Raw genomic sequence first — 17,707 nt, forward strand, 5'->3', positions numbered from 1 at the left:
CCTCGCCGGCCCCCGTCACCAGGCCTTCGTCGTCCCGGCGCACCGCGTCCACATCGCCGGCGCCCGCCGCCTCGGCCAGCGGCTCCACCGCGTTGCGGAACACCTCCAGCGCGTCGAGCTCCCGCCGCCGCGCGGAAACGAACCGCTGCAGGTGGGTGCTGGACAGGTTCACCGCGGTCACCGCGTCCGCGGCGGCCCGCTGCGCCCGCACCGCCCGGGACCTGATCTGCTCGATGTCCTCGGCGATCACCCGCTCGGTGCCGGCGAACAGGGCTGCCGCCGCCAACACCGCGAAACCCGTGGGCCCGCAGAGGAAGACCCGCTTGCCGAGCAACCAGGAGAGCAGTTGCGGATCGGTGTCCAAAGCGGCGACCACCGCGGCGTCGGAGGGCACGAACATGATGGTCCCGTAGATCGCGTCCGCCCACTTCTGGTAGCCCTTGCCGGCCAACTCCGCCGCCCGGGAACGGATGTTGCGCGCGTGCACCCGCAGCGCTTCGGCCCGCTCCTCCGGGTCGTCGGTCTCCACGGCTTCCGCCCACACCGCCAGACTGGTCTTCGCGTCCACCGGCACCTGCCTCCCACCGCCGACCAGGAGCACCATGTCCGGGCGTGCCGCGCCACCACCGGCCAGGTCGGTTTGCAGCGTGAAGTGGATCCCCTCCCGCAGGCCCAAGGCGCGCGCGGTCTCCACCAACGCCTGCTCGCCCAGCTCGCCGCGCCCGGTGATCGAAGCGAACGTCACCTCGTAGCGGCGCAACGCCGCCTGCTGCTCGGCAGCGCGCCGCCGCTCGGCCTCCAGCATGTTCAACGCCATCTCGACCCGCCGGTTCCCGTCGGTGTACAGCCGCCAGAACAAGCCGGTCGCGGCGGCGAGCAGCAGCAGCAGGACGACGATGACGGTGACCAGGACTCCGGTGCTCACGTGCGCTCCGCGGGGTTGTGGTTGCTCCAGGTCGATGATCGCGCACCACCGCGGTGCCAGCGGCGGTGGACGACCCGGAAGGAATATCACAGGTGGTGGTCGAACGATCACTGCCAGGTGGGCGGATCGCGACACGCCGACCCGGTCCGGGGTGTCGCGGGTCTCCCGCCGTCCCGCCGATAGCTTTGGTGCCATGCGGATCCTGCACACCTCCGACTGGCACGTGGGGCGGACCTTCCACGGGCGGGACCTGCTGGGCGACCAGGACGCGGTGCTGGCCAGCATCGCCGACCTGGTGGCCGACGAGCGGGTCGACGTGGTGGTCCTCCCCGGCGACCTCTACGACCGCGCCGTGCCGTCCGGGGAAGCGGTGGAGACCTGCGTGCGGGCGCTGTCGAGGATCCGCGAAGCCGGCGCCCAGATCGTCATCACCCCCGGCAACCACGACTCCGCGGCCCGCGTGGGGGCGTTCGCCGACTTCGCCGCCGCCGGCGGACTGCACCTGCGGACCCGCATCTCCCGCCTGCACCAGCCGGTGGTGCTCACCGACCAGCACGGCCCGGTGGCCTTCTACGGGATCCCGTACCTGGAGCCCGATCCGGCGCGGCACGCGCTCAACGCCTGCGCCGACGTACCCGGCGCCGCGCAGGTGACCCAGCGCGGTCACGAGGCCGTGCTCACCGAAGCCATGAACCGCGTCCGCGCCGACCTGGCCGAGCGGGCCGGCTGCCGCTCGGTGGTGTTGGCGCACGCCTTCGTCAGCGGCGCCGACCGCAGCGATTCCGAACGGACGATCGCGGTCGGCGGGGTGGAGCACGTGCCGGCGGACGTCTTCCACGGCGTCGACTACACCGCCCTGGGCCACCTGCACGGGCCGCAGGAGCTGAAACCGCACCTGCGCTACTCCGGAAGCCCCCTGGCGTACTCGTTCTCCGAAGCGGCGCAACGGAAATCGGTGTGGCTGGTCGAATTGGACGCGAACGGGCTCGCCGGGGTGGAACGCCGAGAACTACCGGTTCCGCGGCCGCTGGCCACCGTGTCGGGGCAGCTCGAAGAGCTGCTCACCGAACCCCGCTACGGCGAACTGGAAGACCACTACCTGTCCATCACCCTCACCGACGACGTCCGCCCCCTGGAGGCCATGCGCCGGCTGCAGCAGCGCTTCCCGCACGCGGTGCACCTGGAATGGCAGCCGGCCAACGGGCGGGCCACCGCACCGCTGCGCTACGCCGAAGTGGTCCGCAGCAAGAACGACCACGAGCTGGCGGCGAACTTCGTGGCCGACTGCCGAGGAAGCGAACCCACCGAATCCGAGCGAACGCTGCTCGACCGGGCGCTGCGCGCGGTCACCACCGCGGAGGTGGCCGGATGAGGCTGCACCAGCTGGAACTCACCGCCTTCGGCCCCTACCGCGACCACCAGTCCGTGGACTTCGACGCGCTCGGCGCGGACGGGCTGTTCCTGCTGCACGGCGACACCGGGGCCGGCAAGACCACGCTGCTCGACGCGGTCGCGTTCGCCCTCTACGGCACCGTTCCCGGCGCCCGCGGCCAAGCCAAGAGGCTGCGCTGCGACACCGCCGACCCGAACACCACCACCCGGGTCGAGCTGGAGCTGACCATCCAAGGCCAGCGGCTGCGCGTGGTGCGCAGCCCCGAGTACCAGCGGCCGAAGAAACGCGGAGACGGCTACACCACCCAACCCGCCAAAGCATCGCTCACCTGGATCGGCACCGCGCCCACCGGTTTCCCGCCGGAAGGGCTCACCCGCATCGACGAGGTCAACCGGACGGTGCAGCGGTTGCTGGGGATGAGCGTCGACCAGTTCTTCCAAGTGGTGATGCTGCCCCAGGGCGAGTTCGCCCGATTCCTGCGCGCCGAGACCGCTGAACGGGAACAACTGCTGGAGAAGCTCTTCGGCACCCAGCGGTTCGCCGAGGTGGAGAAGTGGTTTGTCGAACGCCGCCGCGAACTCGGGCGCGAAGTGGAGGAGCGCAGCCAGCGGGTCCGGGAACTGGTGGCGCGCATCTCCCAAGTCACCGGCAGCGAACCGGAAGAAGGCCAGGACGAGCGGAGCTGGTTGGAGGACCTGGAGAAAACCGCGCAGCGGGACGTGGAAGCGGCCCAAGCGGACCTCGGGCAGTTGAGCCGCCAGCGGCGAACCGCCGAAGCGCACCTGACCGAATGCCGCGAACTGGCCGACCGGGTGCGCCGGGTCCGGCAAGCCAAAGCCGTCCTCGACGAACTCGCCGAACAACAACCGCGGCTGGACTCCTGGCAAGCCGAACTCGACGCCGCCCAACGAGCTGTTCCGGTGCTGTCGGCCCGGCAAGCCGTCGACCGGGCCGAGAACGCCGTGCAGCAAGCCCGCCACGACGTGGCCGCCGCCGCAGCGGAGTGCGGCACCGCCCCGGACGCCCCGCTGCCCGAACTGCGGTCGCTGGCCGCCGCGCACCGGGAAGAAGCCGGCGGCCTGGCCCAACTGATCCCCCTGGCGCAGCAGCAGTCGGTCGACCGCGCCCGCATCGCCGAACTGGACGACCTCATCGCCGCTGCGGAGGAGCGGCGAGCAGCGCTGGACGAGCAGCTCGCGGCGCTGCCGGAGCAGATCAGCACCGCGCGCCACCAGGTCGAGGCCGCCAAACAAGCCGAGGTGCAACTGGAATCGGTCACCTCCCGGATCACCGAGCTGACCGAACTGCGCTCCCTGGCCGCTGAACTCCCGGCCGCCCGGCAGCGGCTGGCCGAGGCCGACGAGAACGCCCGCGCCGCGATCGACGCCCACCAGCAAGCCCGCGAGCAGCTGCAGCAGCTCCGCGCCCGGAGGTTGGCCGGCATGGCCGCCGAGCTGGCCGGCCAGCTGACCGAAGGCCAACCGTGCCCGGTCTGCGGCTCGGCCCAGCACCCGGACCCGCAGCAGCCGGTGGCCGACCAGGTCGGTGCAGCGGACGAAGAACGCGCCCAGCAGCAGGAGCAGCAGGCCCACGCCCAGCGGGAAGTGGCGCTGGCCAGCAAGCAGCAGGCCCGGCAACAGCTGGACGGCCTGCTCGAACGGCTCGGCGAGCACACCGCGGAAGACCTCGACGCGGAGCTGTCCCGACTGGGCGAGCAGCAGCGGTCGCTGCGCGCCAGCGCCGACGAGCTGGCCGCCTGCACCGAACAGCTCACCGAATTGGAGAGCACCGGCCAACGCCTGACCGCCGAACTCGCCGACCTGCGGGCGACGATCGCCGCCCACCGCAGCGAGCACGACTCCCTGCGCAACGCGGTGGCGGAACGCGAACAACGGCTGCAGCGAGCGCGCGGCGACTTCGACAGCATCGAACAGCGGCGGGCCAGCCTGCTGGCAGCCGCGGAACGCGTCGAACGGTTGATCAGCGCCCGCACCGCGCTCGACGACGCCGAGAAGCACCTCGCCGACCAGCGGGCAGCGCTGGTCGACGCGGCGGACCAGGCCGGTTTCCCCGACGTGGCGTCCGCCTTGGCCGCGCAGCGCGACCCCGAGCGGCTCGACGAGCTCTCCGAAGCCCTCACCCAGGCCGGCGAGCGGGCCGCGGCCGCCCGGGCGGCCCTGAGCAGCCCCGAACTGTTCGGTGTGGACGCTGACACCGAAGTGGACGTGGCCGCGGCGGAGCAGCAGGCCGAACGGGCGCGGGAAGCGGTCGAACGCGCCGTGGCGATCGCCGATCACGCCCAGCGCCGCTACCAGGACCTGACCGAGCTCGCCGCCCAACTCCGCCGGGCGTGGACGGAGCTGGGGCCCAAGCAGCACCGGTACGCCGAGCTGGCGGCGCTCGCCGACGTGGTCAACGGGCGGGGGCAGAACGCGCGCCGCATGTCGCTGCGCTCCTACGTGCTGGCGGCCCGGCTGGAGGAGGTGGCGGTGGCCGCGACCCGCCGCCTGCAGCGCATGAGCGACGGCCGGTACTCGTTCGTGCACTCCGACGCGGCGGGCGCCCGCGGCACTCGCGGGGGCTTGGGGCTGGACGTGCTGGACGACTACTCGGGCAAGGTGCGGCCGGCGAAGACCCTTTCCGGGGGCGAGTCGTTCTTGGCGTCGCTGTCCCTGGCCCTGGGCTTGGCCGACGTGGTGGCCGCGGAATCCGGCGGCACGCTGCTGGACACCCTGTTCATCGACGAGGGGTTCGGCACGCTGGACGCCACCACCCTGGACCTGGTGATGGACACATTGGACGATCTGCGGGCCGGTGGGCGGGTGGTCGGCCTGGTGTCGCACGTCGAGGAGATGCGGCAGCGCATCTCGGTCCGGCTGCGGGTGCGCAAGTCCCGCCGCGGGTCGACGTTGGAGTTGGAGACCTAGGCGGCGCGGCGTTCGTGGTCGAGCAGCTGCTGCTTGACCTCCAGCCCCCACCGGAAGCCGCCCAGCGTGCCGTCGCTGCGCACCACCCGGTGGCAGGGGACGAACAGGGCAGCGGCGTTGCGAGCGCACGCGGTGGCCGCGGCCCGCACGGCCTTGGGGCGGCCGGCCAGGTGGGCGTACTCGGTGTAGCTGACCGGTTCGCCCGGCGGCACCTTCCGCAGCACCCGCCAGGCGTGCTCGAGGAAGTCGCTGGCGCGCTGCTCCACCTGGATCCCGTCCAGGGCGTCGAGCTCACCGGCGAAGTAGCGGTGCACGGCTTCGGTGACCGGACCGAGGTCCTGCCGGTGCTGCAGGGGTTGCCGCAGCCCGGGGGAGATCAACGGGACGAGTTCGTCCGGGTCGGTGGTCCAACCGGTGGCCAGCACGGCGCCGGTGTCGTTGACCACCGCGGTGAACGGTCCGACCGGGGTGTGGGTGGTGGACCAGGAGAGCATCGCTACCTCCGCTGCTGGGGCCGGGCGATCTGGTGGTCGGTCGATTATGCAAGCTGACCACCACCCGCGGGTGCCCTGAACGGGTCCTTCCCAAGCTCAGGCGAAGCAGGAAGGGAATCTTCCTGCTCGCTGGTGGCAGAAGAGTTCCCTTGCTGCGCACCCGGCAGGGGTTCGCGGCCGCGGGTGGCACCGGGTGCGGGAACCGCTCGTGGTGCCTATCGTCCGCGGCATGACCAGGTCGGACCTTCCCGCAGCGGGCTGGCGGCTGGCCGGTGCGGCGGGCGCGGCCGTGCTGGCCCTGCTCGGCGGCGCCGCGTGCAACGACAGCTACTCCCCGCAAGACCAGCAGGACCAGGAAGACGGCCGTGGCGGCTACCGGCACGGTGGGCACGAAGGCGAGCACCAGCAGGAGGACGAGGACGACGGCTGAGCTCCCCGGCGGGTGCTGTGGCTCATGCCGCTCCCTCCCACCGGGGGCCGAAGAGCGGTGGGGTCACCGCCTAGACTTGAACGTGTGAGCCTCACCCTCGGAATCGTCGGCCTGCCCAACGTGGGCAAGTCCACCCTGTTCAACGCGCTGACCAAGAACGACGTGCTCGCCGCGAACTACCCGTTCGCCACGATCGAGCCGAACGTCGGGGTGGTGCCGCTGCCGGACGAGCGCCTCGACCGGCTCGCCGAGATGTTCGAGTCCGCGCGCACCGTGCCGGCCACCGTGTCGTTCGTCGACATCGCGGGCCTGGTCAAGGGCGCCTCCGAGGGGCAGGGGCTGGGCAACAAGTTCCTGGCCAACATCCGCGAGGCGGACGCCATCTGCCAGGTCATCCGCGTGTTCGACGACCCGGACGTGGCGCACGTCGACGGCCGCGTGGACCCGAGCAGCGACATCGAGACCATCAACACCGAGCTGGTGCTCGCCGACCTGCAGACCTTGGAGAAGGCGCTGCCGCGGCTGGAGAAGGAGGCCCGCACCCACAAGGACAAGCGCGCCGCGCTGGAGGTCGTGCAGCAGGCCAAGGAAGTGCTGGACTCCGGCAAGACCCTGTTCGCCGCCGGGCTGCGCAACGACGTCCCGGAGCTGCGGGAGCTCAACCTGCTGACGACCAAGCCGTTCCTCTACGTGTTCAACGCCGACGAGGCGGTGCTCACCGACGAGGCGCGCAAGAAGGAGCTGCGGGAGCTGGTCGCCCCGGCCGACGCGGTGTTCTTGGACGCCAAGGTGGAGGCCGAGCTGCTGGAGCTGGACGAGGAGTCGCAGCGGGAGCTGCTGGAGACGATCGGCCAGCCGGAGCCGGGGCTGCACGCGCTGGCCCGGGCCGGTTTCCACACCCTCGGTCTGCAGACCTTCCTGACCGCGGGCCCGAAGGAGGCGCGGGCCTGGACGATCCGCAAGGGCTGGACGGCTCCGCAGGCGGCGGGCGTCATCCACACCGACTTCGAGCGCGGCTTCATCAAGGCCGAGGTCGTCTCCTACGACGACCTGGTGGAAGCCGGTTCGATGGCCGCGGCCAAGGCCGCCGGCAAGGTCCGCATGGAGGGCAAGGACTACGTCATGGCCGACGGGGACGTGGTGGAGTTCCGCTTCAACGTCTGATCGGAGCTCGGCCCCGCTCTCCCGAGTCCCCTCCGCCGGTCGGTTTCCGCTGAGCGCGCGGCGTCCAGACGCAAGTGCGTGCGCATTTTGCCCGAAGGCCCGGTGACCGGGCGGGGGAGGCGGATAGGCTGCGGGCGACAGATCAGCCGTCCAGTGGGGTGATGCCCGAATGCCCACCGAGCCTCCGCCGCGGTTCCCCTGGCTGTGGTTGGTGCCGAGCCTGGTGCTCCTGGTCGCCATGGGCGCGTGGGGAGCGGTGCGGTACCCGCAGCTGCCCGAGTTGATCCCCCAGCACATCGGGCTGGGCGGGGTTGATGCGTGGACGAGCAAGAGCATCGGTTCCGCCTTCCTCCCGGTGTTCCTCCACCTGGGCCTCACGGTGCTGTTCGCCGGCATCGCGTTCGGCGTCGTGCGGACCGCCCCGGAGGAGGAACTCCCCTCCGACCGTCCGCCCAGCGCGATCAAGCGCCCCGCCACTCGGGCCTCGGCCGCGCGGCTCGCCAAGGCGGTCCTGGCGTGCACCGCCGGGCTGGGCGTGGGGCTGCTGCCGCTGTGCGCGGTGCAGTGGCGCACCGCTCCGAGCCCCGAGACGCCGTGGTGGTTGCTCCCCCTCGTGCTCGTGTGCTTCTTCGGCGCGCTGGTTCCGTTGTTCGTCGCCGCGCAGCGGGACCGGGTGGAGAAGCGGGTGCGCGCGACTCGAGAACCGCACGGTCAGCCCCGGGATCGTTCTTGAGCCGCCGGGAAGGGGATCCGACGGAGCTCGTTGGCGCCCCGGGTGCTGCAGCGCGCCGGTCGTCTCGTTCTGGCCGCGTGATCGAGTCGCTCGGTACGCTCGACGCATGGCCGAACACGCGATCGTGGTGACCACGACGGACAGCGAGGACAGGGCGCGCGAGCTGGCGTCGAGCGTGATCAACGCGAAGCTCGGGGCCTGCGCGCAGATCGTTCCCATCACCAGCGTCTACCGCTGGGAGGGCAAGGTCGAGACGGACCCGGAATGGCGTGTCGAGATCAAGACGGCTGCGGACCGGGTGGCCGATCTGACCGACCACCTGAAGAAGATCCACACCTACGACGTGCCGGAGATCGTCGTCACCCCGATCCAGGGCGGTTCGGCCGAGTACCTGTCGTGGGTGGTCGACGAGACCCGCGGCTGAGTCCGTAGGACCCACTGGCCGGGGGCGCCGCCGGTTGCCGCGCCCCCGGCACGTGGCCGAAAACCACGAACACGAGGATCGACCGCCGTGCCCGATCGCCACATCGTCGATGTCCACGTGCTCCTGGTCCGCGACACCGAACTGCTCCTCACCGAGCGGCGGGGCGGCCCGTGGGACCGGATGTGGCACCTGCCGTCCGGCAAGCTCGACGCGGGCGAGGACGTGTTCAGCGCAGCTGCCCGCGAGGCTGCGGAAGAGGTCGGGGTGCTGATCGACCCGGCCGATCTCGAACACGTTCACAGCATCCACGTCGCGGGTTCCGGTCCCGAACCCCGGATCGGGCATTTCTTCGCCACGACGCGATGGATCGGCGAACCCGCGAACCGGGAACCCGAGAAGTGCCGCGGACTGGGCTGGTTCGATCTTCGCGAGCTGCCCGCGAACATCATCGAGTACCCGGCGGCCGGGATCGACGCGTACCGTCGTGGGCTTCGCGGGATGTCGCTGCTGGGCTGGGGTGGACCACGCCCGGCACCCGGCGGGGCGTGATCCGCGCGGGAACGCCCGCCACCGGAAGATCGCAGCTCGGCGAGGCGCTGCGGGCCGCGCCCGCGAGTCCCGGGCGGTGTGGTGGTCACCTCCCGGTGGAACGCTGGACGTTTCCGCCGGTGTGCGGAACATTGTTGGGCAAGCACCCGTTGAAGTGAGCAAGCCCGGGAGAGCTGTCTGCGGCCGGAGGCCCGGTTCCGCAGCGGTGGGCAGGTCCTCGGACGCGTGGGGATCGCGCCGCTCCCGCTGGCTCGAAGCCTTGCTCGGAGGGTCGCGAGAGGCGATTCCCAGGGCGTCAGCCTTGCTGTCCGCGCGCCCGGGTGCGGTGGGGTGGCTTCCGCATCGGGAGTGCTGCCCTCGCAGGTGCGTTACGTTGACTATCTGTAAGCAATCACACACTCCGGGCTATGGGTATTGATGGGCGAACCAATGTCGACCAGCCAGATTCCGTGGCGGACGGTGCTGCACCAGGCCGCGGGACCGGTGGCCATCACCAACCAGGAGGGGCGCTTCGTCTACGTCAACCCGGCGCTGTGCCGAATGCTCGGTTGCGAAGCTGAAGACCTGCTGCACCGCCCCCCGGGGCAGTTCACCCACCCGGAAGACCCCAGGCCCGACAAGGAGTCCATCGCGCGGCTGCTGGCCAGCCCGAAGAACAGCATCGAGGTGGAGAAGCGCTTCGTGCGCGCCGACGGCAGCGTCATCTGGGCCCTCGTCACCAGCTCGATCATCCAGGGCGGTGAGGACGAGCCGGTGTTCCTGCTGTCCCAGATCCACGACATCACCGAGCGCAAGGAGGCCGGTTTGCGCTGGCGGCGCACGGTGGACCACGCGCCGAACGGCGTGGCCCTGCTGGATTTGGAAGGCCGCTGGACCGAGGTCAACGACCGGTTGTGCGAAATGGTCGGCTACCAGCGGGAGGAGCTGCTGGGGCGGCACTTCCTCGACTTGACCTACCCCGCCGACTGCGTGGAGGGGATGGAAGCGCTCCAGGGGTTGCTGAGCGGGGCGCAGGACGTGGTGACCTTGGAGAAGCGCTACCGGCACAAGGACGGCCACCCCTTCTGGATGCTCATCCGCAGCAGCGTGGTGCCGGGCCCGGACGACCGGCCCGCCTACCTGGTCAGCCATTACGAAGCCATCGGCGACGGCCAGATGCGCAACACCCACCTGGCGCACATGGCGTTGCACGATCCGCTGACCGGGTTGGCGAACCGCGCGCTGCTCACCGACCGGCTCGAGCGGGGCCTCGCGGAGTTGTTCGACCAGCGGCACGTGCTGGCGCTCCTCATGATCGACTTGGACGACCTCAAGCCGGTCAACGACACCTACGGTCACTCCGCGGGCGATCGCCTGCTGACCACTGCCGCGGACGAGCTGCTCAGCACGGTGCGCGCCGGGGACACCGTGGCCCGTCTCGGCGGGGACGAGTTCGTCGTGCTCGCGCGGGTGGAGGATTTCGCCGACGCCGAAGCGCTGCGCGAGCGGATCGTGCAGGCCCTGCACACGAAGGTCCAGGTGGACGGTGAGGTCATGGAGTTGCGCGCCAGCGTCGGTCTGGCCGCCACGCGCAACGCGCGGCAGTCCGCGGAAGCGCTGCTGCGCCGCGCGGACCGCAACATGTACCGGCACAAGAAGGGCCGGAAGCGCTGATCTCCGGTGCTCCGGGCGGACCGACGGACCGGGGAGAACTTCGCGAACGGTGCGAAACCGGTGTTTGCTGTTAGCGTGGGGCGGTGACCACTTCCCGGGAACCCGTTCTGGTCATCGGTGCGGGCGTTCTCGGCCTGACCACCGGGGTGGTGCTCGCCGAAACCGGTAGGCCGGTGCGGATCCGCACCGCCGAACTGCCCGAGCAGACCACTTCGGCGGTGGCCGGGGCGATGTGGGGGCCTGCGCTGCTGCCGCCCGCCGACCGCGTTCCCTACTGGGGCACCCGGTCGCACGCCGAATTCACCTCGCTGGCCAACGACCCGCGCACCGGCGTGCACCTCGCGCCCGGGCGGATGGCGGCCCGGTTCGAGCTCGGCGACCAGGTGCCCAGCGAGCTCACCCTGGTGCCCGACCTGCGGAAGTGCTCGCCCGAAGAGCTGCCCGACGGGTTCGTCAGCGGCTACTTCGGCACGGTGCCGCTGCTCGACATGCCCCGCTACCTGAGCTATCTGGTGGACCGGTTCCGCGCCGCCGGCGGGGAGATCCAGCACAGCCCGGTGCCCACCTTGCTGGACGCGGCGCAGGAGTCCGAGCTGGTGGTCAACTGCAGCGGGGTCGGGGCGCACGAACTGGTCGGCGACCCCGGCGTCTACCCGGTGCGGGGGCAGCAGGTGGTGGTTGCCAACCCGGGGATCCAGGAGTACTTCATCGAGATCACCGCGGCGTCCGAGTTCGTGTCCTGGATGCCGCACGGGGACCGGGTGCTGCTCGGCGGGGTGGCCCTGGAGCAGGACTGGGGACTGGTGCCCGATCCGGAGATCACCGCGGGCATCCTGCGCCGCTGCGGAAAAGCGGAGCCCCGGCTCTTCGGGGCTCGGGTGCTGGGCGAGTTGAACGGGCTGCGGCCAGGCCGCGAGGCGGTCCGGGTGGAGATCGAGCACTACGAGGGCGCCACCATCGTGCACAACTACGGGCACGGGGGCTGCGGGGTTTCCCTGTCCTGGGGCTGCGCCTTCGAAGTCGCCGACATGCTCACGGCCTGACCGCGGGGCTCAACCGCTGAGCTGGGCGACCACGCCGTCGATCTCCTGGGCCAGCTCGGTGTCCTTGGAAGTGAGCCCGCCTTCGGAGTGCGTGGTGCAGTAGAAGGTGACCTTGCGCCACCGGATGTCCATGTCCGGGTGGTGGTTCTTGTTCTCGGCGATCTCGGCTATCCGGTCCACCGCCTGGATCGCGGTCGGGAAGCTCGGGAACTCGACGGTGCGCTTGATCTTCGAGCCGTCCTGCGACCACTCCGGGAGCTGTTGGAGCGCCTCGGCCACTTGGCTGTCGGTGAGCAGTTCTGCCATGGCCCCATGGTGGTCGTTCCCCGCGCCCGGCGCGAACGATCAACCAGGTGTTCTTGCCGTCGTGGCGGGCGGTTCGCGCTTCGCGGCCGGGTCGCCGCGCGCGTCCGGGCTTGTGCAGCGAGGGAACTTCCCTGCGCAAGGGCTGCTCGAAGGCCGCTTCCCCGCCGCGGGCCGGAACGCTGAACCCCAAGAGAGCTCACTCCGATGGCGTACACTGCACCGTGCCACGGGAGTCCAGTGCGATGGGCTGAGAGGAGGGGCCGCGCCCCTCGACCGTCCGAACCTGAACCGGGTAATTCCGGCGCAGGGAGGCGTGATCAGCTCGATGCCGCACTTCGACATCGGGAGGATCGTTGAACCGCATATTGCAGCTCACCGGGGCGGTTCTGGCCGCGGTGCTGGCCGCGGGGTGCTCGTTGATCGGCGCGCAGCAGGAATCCGCCGGGCGCACCGTCACCCTGGTGACCCACGACTCGTTCGCGGTGGACGAGCAGGCGCTGGCCGAGTTCGAGCGCGAATCCGGCATCCACGTCGAGGTCCGCCACAGCGGGGACGCCGGTGAGCTGACCAACAAACTGGTGCTCTCCAAGGCGAATCCCATCGGGGACGTCGCGTACGGGGTGGACTCCACCTTCGCTTCCCGGGCGCTGCAAGCCGACGTGTTCCAACCGCACCGGGTGCCCAACGCCGATCGGGGTCCCCAGCGCTACGCGCTGGACGGGGAGCACCGGTTGACCGCGGTCGACGTCGCCGATGTGTGCGTCAACATCGACACCGAGTGGTTCGCCGAGCACCAGCTGCCCGAACCCCGCACGCTGCAGGACTTGGCCGATCCCCGTTACCGGGACCTGTTCGCGGTGCCCGACCCGGCGACGTCCTCCCCGGGGCTGGCGTTCCTGCTGCGCACCGTCGCCGAGTTCGGCGAGCCGGGCTGGCAGGACTACTGGCGGCAGCTGGAGGCCAACGGGGTCAAGCTGTCCTCCGGTTGGGAAGAGGCCTACAACCAGGACTTCTCCGGTTCGTCGGGGAAGGGGCCGCGGCCAGTGGTGCTGTCGTACGCGTCCTCGCCCGCGGCCGAGGCCGGCCCCGACGGCACATCCCCCACGAAGGCGCTGCTGGACACCTGCTACCGGCAGGTCGAGTACGCGGGGGTGCTGCGGGGGGCGGACGATCCCGAAGCTGCCGGCGAGGTCCTCGACTTCCTGCTCTCCCAGCGCTTCCAGGAGAAGGTGGCCGAGCTGATGTACGTGTACCCGGTGGTGGAGGGCGTGCAGCTCCCGCCGGGGTGGGAGACCAGCGCCCCGCTGCCGGAGAACTCCGCGGAACTGCCGAGCGAGCAGGTCGAGCGCAACCGCGACCGCTGGGTCGAGCAGTGGCGCGCCGTGGTCCGCGGCTGATGACCGCCGCTGTCGGACGCCGCACCGCCACCGCTGCCGCCGCGACGGTGGTGCTCGGTTTCCTGGCGCTGTTCTTCCTCTGGCCGGTGGGCGCGATCGTGCGGCTCGGCCTGGGGGACGGGTTCACCGCGATGCTGGCGGATCCGGCCACCTGGCGGCTCGTCCTGTTCACGGTGGGGCAAGCGGCGGCGGCGACCGCGGTGGCGCTGTTGGCCGGGATGCCGCTGGCCTACGTGCTCGCCCGGCTCGACGTCCCGGGCAAGGCGGTGCTCCGCGCGCTGGTGACCGTCCCGTTCGTGCTGCCGACGCTCGTGGTCGGGATGGCTTTCCGGGCGTTGCTGGGCGCCGAGTCGAGCGTGCTGGCGATCGTGCTGGCCAATGCGTTCTTCAACGTGGCGGTGGTGACCCGCACGGTCAGCGGCCTGTGGCAGCACTTGGACCCGCGCATGGAGGACGCCGCCCGTTCCCTGGGCGCCAGCAGGCTGCGCGCTTTCCTCTCGGTGACGTTGCCCGCGTTGATGCCGGCGCTGGGCTCCTCGGTGGCGGTGGTCTTCCTCTTCTGCTCGACGAGCTTCGGGGTGGTGCTGGTGCTCGGCGGCGGCACCTACCGGACCTTGGAGACCGAGATCTACCTGCGCACCGTGCAACTGCTCGACTTGCCGGGGGCGGCGGCGCTGTCGGTGCTGCAGGCCGGGGCGGTGATCGCGGCCCTGGTGGTGGCCGCGGTGGCGCGGCGCCGTCGGGAAACGGCGTTGCGGTTGCGGCAGGCCTCGGCCACTGCTCGACGACCGCAGGGGGCCGAGTGGGGCGTGGTCGGATTGGCCGGCCTGGTGGCTTGTGCGCTGCTGGTGCCGATCGGTGCGCTGCTGGTGCGTTCGCTCCGCGGCGGATCGGGGTGGACGCTGGCCGGCTACCGGGCGTTGCTGGGCACCGGTGAGTCCGGGACTTTGCAGGTCAGCGGTTTGGAGGCGGCGCTGAACTCGGTGCGGGCCGCGGCTGATGCGACGTGGCTTGCGCTGCTGCTGGGGTTGTTGGCTTCCGCGGTGCTGGTGGTGGTGCGGCGGCGGGCGGTGGCCGACGTGCTGGACGCCGCGGTCATGCTGCCGCTGGGGGTTTCCGCGGTGACCGTCGGGTTCGGGTATCTGATCACGTTGGACGCGTTGCCCGGTGATCTGCGCACGTCGCCGCTGCTGGTGCCGTTCGCGCAGGCGCTGGTGGTCACGCCGCTGGTGATCCGGATGGTGCTGCCGGTGTTGCGGGCGGTGGACGACCGGCTGCGGCAGGCGGCGGCCGTGCTGGGGGCCGGCCCGTGGCGGGTCCGCTGGGAGATCGATGTGCCGCTGGTGCTGCGGTCGGTGGTGGCCGCGGCCGGGTTCGGTTTCGTGGTGGCGCTCGGCGAGTTCGGGGCCACGAGCTTCCTGGCCCGCCCGGAGGCGCCGACCTTGCCGGTGGCGATCAGCCGGCTGATCTCCCGGCCGGGGGAGTTGAACACGCAGATGGCGTATGCCGCGTGCGCGCTGCTGATGCTGGTCACGGTGGTGGCCGTGCTGCTCATCGAGCGCTTGCGGATCCGCACCGAGGCAGTGGGGGAGTTCTGATGGCGCTGGCGCTCCGCGATCTGACCGTCAGGTATGGACGGACAACAGCATTGTCCGAAGTGGAGTTGGATGTCGCGGACGGCGAAGTGGTGGCCCTGCTGGGGCCATCCGGCTGCGGCAAGTCCACGCTGCTGCGGGCGGTGGCCGGCTTGGAGCGGCCCAGCGCGGGCTCGGTGCACTGGGACGGCGCAGATCTTTCCCGGGTGCCGGTGCACCAGCGCGGTTTCGGGATGGTCTTCCAGGACGGGCAGTTGTTCCCGCACCGGAGCGTGGCCGGGAACATCGAATTCGCCTTGCGGATGCGGGGTGCCGGCCGGCAGGTGCGCACCGCACGGGTGCGCGAACTGCTGCAGCTGGTGGGCCTCGAGGGGTACGAGGACCGGCAGGTCGGCGAGCTGTCCGGCGGTGAAGCCCAGCGGGTGGCGCTGGCCCGCGCCCTGGCGGCGGAACCGAAGCTGTTGCTGTTGGACGAGCCGCTGTCCGCATTGGACCGTTCGCTGCGCGAGCAGCTCGCGGTGGACCTGGCGCGACTGCTGGAGAAGACCGGGACGACGGCCGTCGTGGTCACCCACGACCACGACGAAGCGTTCACGCTGGCCGACCGGGTGGCGGTGATGGTGGCCGGGCGGATCCTGCAAACCGGGTCGGCGGAGCAGGTCTGGCGCTGGCCGGTGTCCGACCAGGTGGCGGAGTTCCTCGGCTGCACCACTTTCCTGTCCGCCAGGGTCAGCGGCGGAGTGGCCAGCTGCGAGCTGGGGGAGGCTCCGCTGCGGGTCCCGGACGGCGAGGCCCGGCTGGGGCTGCGCGCGATCGGGGTGCGGGCGCGGCGCGGTGACGCCGGTTCCGGGGTGACCGGGTTGGTCCAGCAGCGGGTGCACCGGCACGACCACGTCCGCCTGGTGGTCACCGTGCCGTCAGCGCCCCAGCTGGGCGAGGTGGAAGCGGTGGCCCCGACGGCGGAGGCCCCCGCCGTCGGGGAGAAGGTGGAGCTGGTCCTGGATCCGGAGGGCATCGCCGTGGTCGGCGCGGGGTGACGGCGCCCGGCCGGAGCGCGACCGGGCGGCGGTTCCGGGTGCGGCATGATGGTGGGCCGTGGCAGTCCTGCGGAGCACAGCGTTGATCGAAGCCCCGCTGACCACCGTCAGCGGAGCGCTGCGGCACGTCCGCACCGCGGAGTCCGGCCTGGCCGGGTTGGGGATCACCGGCCGGGTCGGGGGGAGCGGTGGATTGGACCTGCTGATGCCCGGCGACGAGCTCGTCTTCCGGTTGCGGGCGGTGGGCGTTCCGGTCCGGGTGGCCACCCGGGTGGCGCGGGTGGACGCGGCGGAGCTGGTGTCCGAGCTGGTGGCGGGGCCGCTCGCCGAGCTCCGGCACGAGGCGGTGCTGGCCGAAGCCGGGCCGCGGACGCTGTTGACCGACTCGGTGCGGTGGCGGTTGCCGCTCGGGGCGCTCGGCCGGGCTGCGGACGTGCTGCTGCTGCGCGGGCTGGTGCTGCGGGTGCTCGCCGCTCGGGCGGCGGCGGTGCGCCGGACCGCCGAATCCTGGGCGAGCCGGCCGGTGGTCGTGGCCACCGCAGTTGTCCACAACGGGCTTCTGCTGGCGCAGCAGCGGGAGTTCCCCGACGAGGTGGCCGGCAAGTGGGAGCTGCCGGGCGGTCGGGTGGAGCCGGGCGAGCGGGAGACCGACGCGGTGGTCCGGGAGTGCAAGGAGGAGCTCGACATCCAGGTCCGGCCCGGTCGCCGGATCGCTCCCGACGTCCCGCTGCCGAGCGGGAAGCTGCTCCGCACCTACGCCGCCGAGCTGGCCGACCCGGAAGCCGTGCCGCGGGCGGTCGAGCACCGGGCGGTGCGCTGGGTCGGTGCTGCGGAGGTGGCGGAGCTGGACTGGTTGCCAGCGGACCGGGTGCTCGTTCCGGCGCTGCTCCGCCAACTGGGCGCGGAATAGCTGTTCTCCGGTCGCGGTGGAATGCGGTTCTCCGCGCCGCGCTCCTTCGCAACCGGTTTTCCGCGGTCGTTCGGAATTGATCAGAACTGCAGTTCGCAATGCGCGGCTCTTCGCCCCATTCGCGGAGCGGGTGGAACGCGCGGTTCGAATTCAGCGTTTTCGGTGCTGGGTCGGGGCGGAGAAGCGGAGCTACGGTGGGAAGATGTTCGTGGTATTACTGCATTACACAGCACCGGAATCAGAGATCGACATGCGGCTGGTCGACCACTACGAGTGGATCAGCCGGCACTACGACGCGGGCGATTTCATCGCCGCTGGCCAGCAGCATCCGCGAGAAGGCGCGGTCATCATCGCCCGGGCCATGCCCCGCCTGCGGTTGGACGCGATATTGGCCACCGACCCGTTCGTCTTGCACCGGCTCGCGCGCTACGAGGTGATCGAATTCCGAGCGTTGCGCACGATTCCGGAGTTGGCCAAATACGCCGATCCGTTGACCGTTCCCAGTTGATCGGGAATGTTATGGACCACCCCACTAGCCGGTGGGGGTGGCTTGCTTCGCCTTTTTGGCCTTCTTCTTCTCTTTTTTCCGCGCCTTTTTGATCTCTTCGGCTTTGGCTTCCTTCAGCGCTTCCCGCAGCACCACGATCGGGCATTTCTTGCACGGCGGTTTCGACAGGCAGCACTTCTTCTTGACCTTGATGGTCTTGCCCACGGCCAGTCCCCAACC

At 71.0% G+C, this 17,707-nt stretch carries 18 protein-coding genes and 1 riboswitch; of the genes, 14 read left to right on the top strand and 4 right to left on the bottom strand.

What is annotated here, in order from left to right; genetic code table 11:
* Positions 1 to 925, bottom strand: a 925-nt coding sequence (gene rmuC / locus SREC43747_RS0101840; protein ID WP_029719454.1) for a DNA recombination protein RmuC, incomplete at its 3' end; no start/stop codon positions are given.
* A gap of 193 nt (positions 926 to 1,118) precedes the next feature.
* Here rmuC and SREC43747_RS0101845 point away from each other — a divergent pair.
* Complete coding sequence (locus SREC43747_RS0101845) at positions 1,119 to 2,297, top strand: exonuclease SbcCD subunit D (protein WP_029719455.1); 1,179 nt, start codon at positions 1,119 to 1,121, stop codon at positions 2,295 to 2,297.
* Complete coding sequence (locus SREC43747_RS0101850) at positions 2,294 to 5,245, top strand: AAA family ATPase (protein ID WP_029719456.1); 2,952 nt, start codon at positions 2,294 to 2,296, stop codon at positions 5,243 to 5,245. The genes SREC43747_RS0101845 and SREC43747_RS0101850 overlap by 4 nt, the downstream gene beginning before the upstream one ends.
* On the opposite strand, the gene SREC43747_RS0101855 is transcribed toward SREC43747_RS0101850, so the two are convergent.
* Positions 5,242 to 5,739 carry a methylated-DNA--[protein]-cysteine S-methyltransferase gene (locus tag SREC43747_RS0101855; RefSeq protein WP_029719457.1) on the bottom strand — a complete coding sequence of 166 codons (498 nt, stop codon included), beginning with the start codon at positions 5,737 to 5,739 and terminating at the stop codon, positions 5,242 to 5,244. The genes SREC43747_RS0101850 and SREC43747_RS0101855 overlap by 4 nt on opposite strands.
* A 229-nt stretch (positions 5,740 to 5,968) precedes the next feature.
* Between SREC43747_RS0101855 and SREC43747_RS0101860 the strand changes: the two genes are divergently transcribed.
* The 7 genes from SREC43747_RS0101860 (at position 5,969) to SREC43747_RS0101890 (ending at position 11,735) form a co-directional block, all read left to right on the top strand.
* A complete protein-coding gene (locus tag SREC43747_RS0101860; RefSeq protein ID WP_037343233.1) occupies positions 5,969 to 6,169 on the top strand; it encodes a hypothetical protein in 201 nt (66 codons plus the stop codon).
* Positions 6,170 to 6,253: 84 nt separating this feature from the next.
* Positions 6,254 to 7,333, top strand: coding sequence for a redox-regulated ATPase YchF (ychF, locus tag SREC43747_RS0101865; protein WP_029719459.1), 1,080 nt, complete (start codon positions 6,254 to 6,256; stop codon positions 7,331 to 7,333).
* 169 nt (positions 7,334 to 7,502) lie between these two features.
* Positions 7,503 to 8,066: a DUF1648 domain-containing protein gene (locus SREC43747_RS0101870; RefSeq protein WP_081722380.1), complete on the top strand. Its 564-nt coding sequence runs from the start codon at positions 7,503 to 7,505 to the stop codon at positions 8,064 to 8,066.
* 106 nt (positions 8,067 to 8,172) lie between these two features.
* Positions 8,173 to 8,490: a divalent-cation tolerance protein CutA gene (cutA, locus tag SREC43747_RS0101875; protein WP_029719461.1), complete on the top strand. Its 318-nt coding sequence runs from the start codon at positions 8,173 to 8,175 to the stop codon at positions 8,488 to 8,490.
* An 87-nt stretch (positions 8,491 to 8,577) separates the two neighbouring features.
* Complete coding sequence (locus SREC43747_RS0101880) at positions 8,578 to 9,039, top strand: NUDIX domain-containing protein (protein WP_029719463.1); 462 nt, start codon at positions 8,578 to 8,580, stop codon at positions 9,037 to 9,039.
* Positions 9,040 to 9,468: 429 nt separating this feature from the next.
* On the top strand, positions 9,469 to 10,692 hold the full coding sequence (locus SREC43747_RS0101885; RefSeq protein WP_236622977.1) for a sensor domain-containing diguanylate cyclase: 1,224 nt from the start codon (positions 9,469 to 9,471) through the stop codon (positions 10,690 to 10,692).
* An 83-nt stretch (positions 10,693 to 10,775) separates the two neighbouring features.
* Positions 10,776 to 11,735: an FAD-dependent oxidoreductase gene (locus tag SREC43747_RS0101890; protein WP_029719466.1), complete on the top strand. Its 960-nt coding sequence runs from the start codon at positions 10,776 to 10,778 to the stop codon at positions 11,733 to 11,735.
* Between the two features lie 9 nt (positions 11,736 to 11,744).
* Here SREC43747_RS0101890 and SREC43747_RS0101895 read toward each other — a convergent pair whose 3' ends face one another.
* The gene (locus SREC43747_RS0101895) at positions 11,745 to 12,041 is read right to left on the bottom strand and encodes a 4a-hydroxytetrahydrobiopterin dehydratase (protein ID WP_029719467.1); all 297 of its coding nucleotides are present in this window, start codon (positions 12,039 to 12,041) and stop codon (positions 11,745 to 11,747) included.
* A gap of 216 nt (positions 12,042 to 12,257) precedes the next feature.
* Positions 12,258 to 12,368, top strand: a riboswitch (TPP riboswitch).
* Between the two features lie 26 nt (positions 12,369 to 12,394).
* Between SREC43747_RS0101895 and SREC43747_RS0101900 the strand changes: the two genes are divergently transcribed.
* The 5 genes from SREC43747_RS0101900 (at position 12,395) to SREC43747_RS0101920 (ending at position 17,488) form a co-directional block, all read left to right on the top strand.
* Positions 12,395 to 13,438, top strand: coding sequence for a thiamine ABC transporter substrate-binding protein (locus SREC43747_RS0101900; protein ID WP_029719468.1), 1,044 nt, complete (start codon positions 12,395 to 12,397; stop codon positions 13,436 to 13,438).
* Entirely contained in the window at positions 13,438 to 15,036 is a 1,599-nt protein-coding gene (locus tag SREC43747_RS0101905; protein WP_152528287.1) for an ABC transporter permease, read from the top strand. Before SREC43747_RS0101900 ends, SREC43747_RS0101905 begins: the two co-directional genes overlap by 1 nt.
* Positions 15,036 to 16,070 carry an ABC transporter ATP-binding protein gene (locus SREC43747_RS0101910; RefSeq protein ID WP_029719470.1) on the top strand — a complete coding sequence of 345 codons (1,035 nt, stop codon included), beginning with the start codon at positions 15,036 to 15,038 and terminating at the stop codon, positions 16,068 to 16,070. Before SREC43747_RS0101905 ends, SREC43747_RS0101910 begins: the two co-directional genes overlap by 1 nt.
* Positions 16,071 to 16,128: 58 nt before the next feature.
* On the top strand, positions 16,129 to 16,980 hold the full coding sequence (locus SREC43747_RS0101915) for an NUDIX domain-containing protein (protein ID WP_236622978.1): 852 nt from the start codon (positions 16,129 to 16,131) through the stop codon (positions 16,978 to 16,980).
* Between the two features lie 202 nt (positions 16,981 to 17,182).
* Positions 17,183 to 17,488: a YciI family protein gene (locus SREC43747_RS0101920; RefSeq protein ID WP_029719472.1), complete on the top strand. Its 306-nt coding sequence runs from the start codon at positions 17,183 to 17,185 to the stop codon at positions 17,486 to 17,488.
* A 24-nt stretch (positions 17,489 to 17,512) separates the two neighbouring features.
* Here the strand turns inward: SREC43747_RS0101920 and SREC43747_RS19535 are convergent, their stop codons facing one another.
* The gene (locus tag SREC43747_RS19535) at positions 17,513 to 17,692 is read right to left on the bottom strand and encodes a hypothetical protein (RefSeq protein ID WP_037331172.1); all 180 of its coding nucleotides are present in this window, start codon (positions 17,690 to 17,692) and stop codon (positions 17,513 to 17,515) included.
* Between the last annotated feature and the right edge of the window lie 15 nt (positions 17,693 to 17,707).

It is taken from the genome of Saccharopolyspora rectivirgula DSM 43747 (genome assembly GCF_000497205.1).
GTDB classification, from domain to species: Bacteria; Actinomycetota; Actinomycetes; order Mycobacteriales; family Pseudonocardiaceae; genus Saccharopolyspora; species Saccharopolyspora rectivirgula.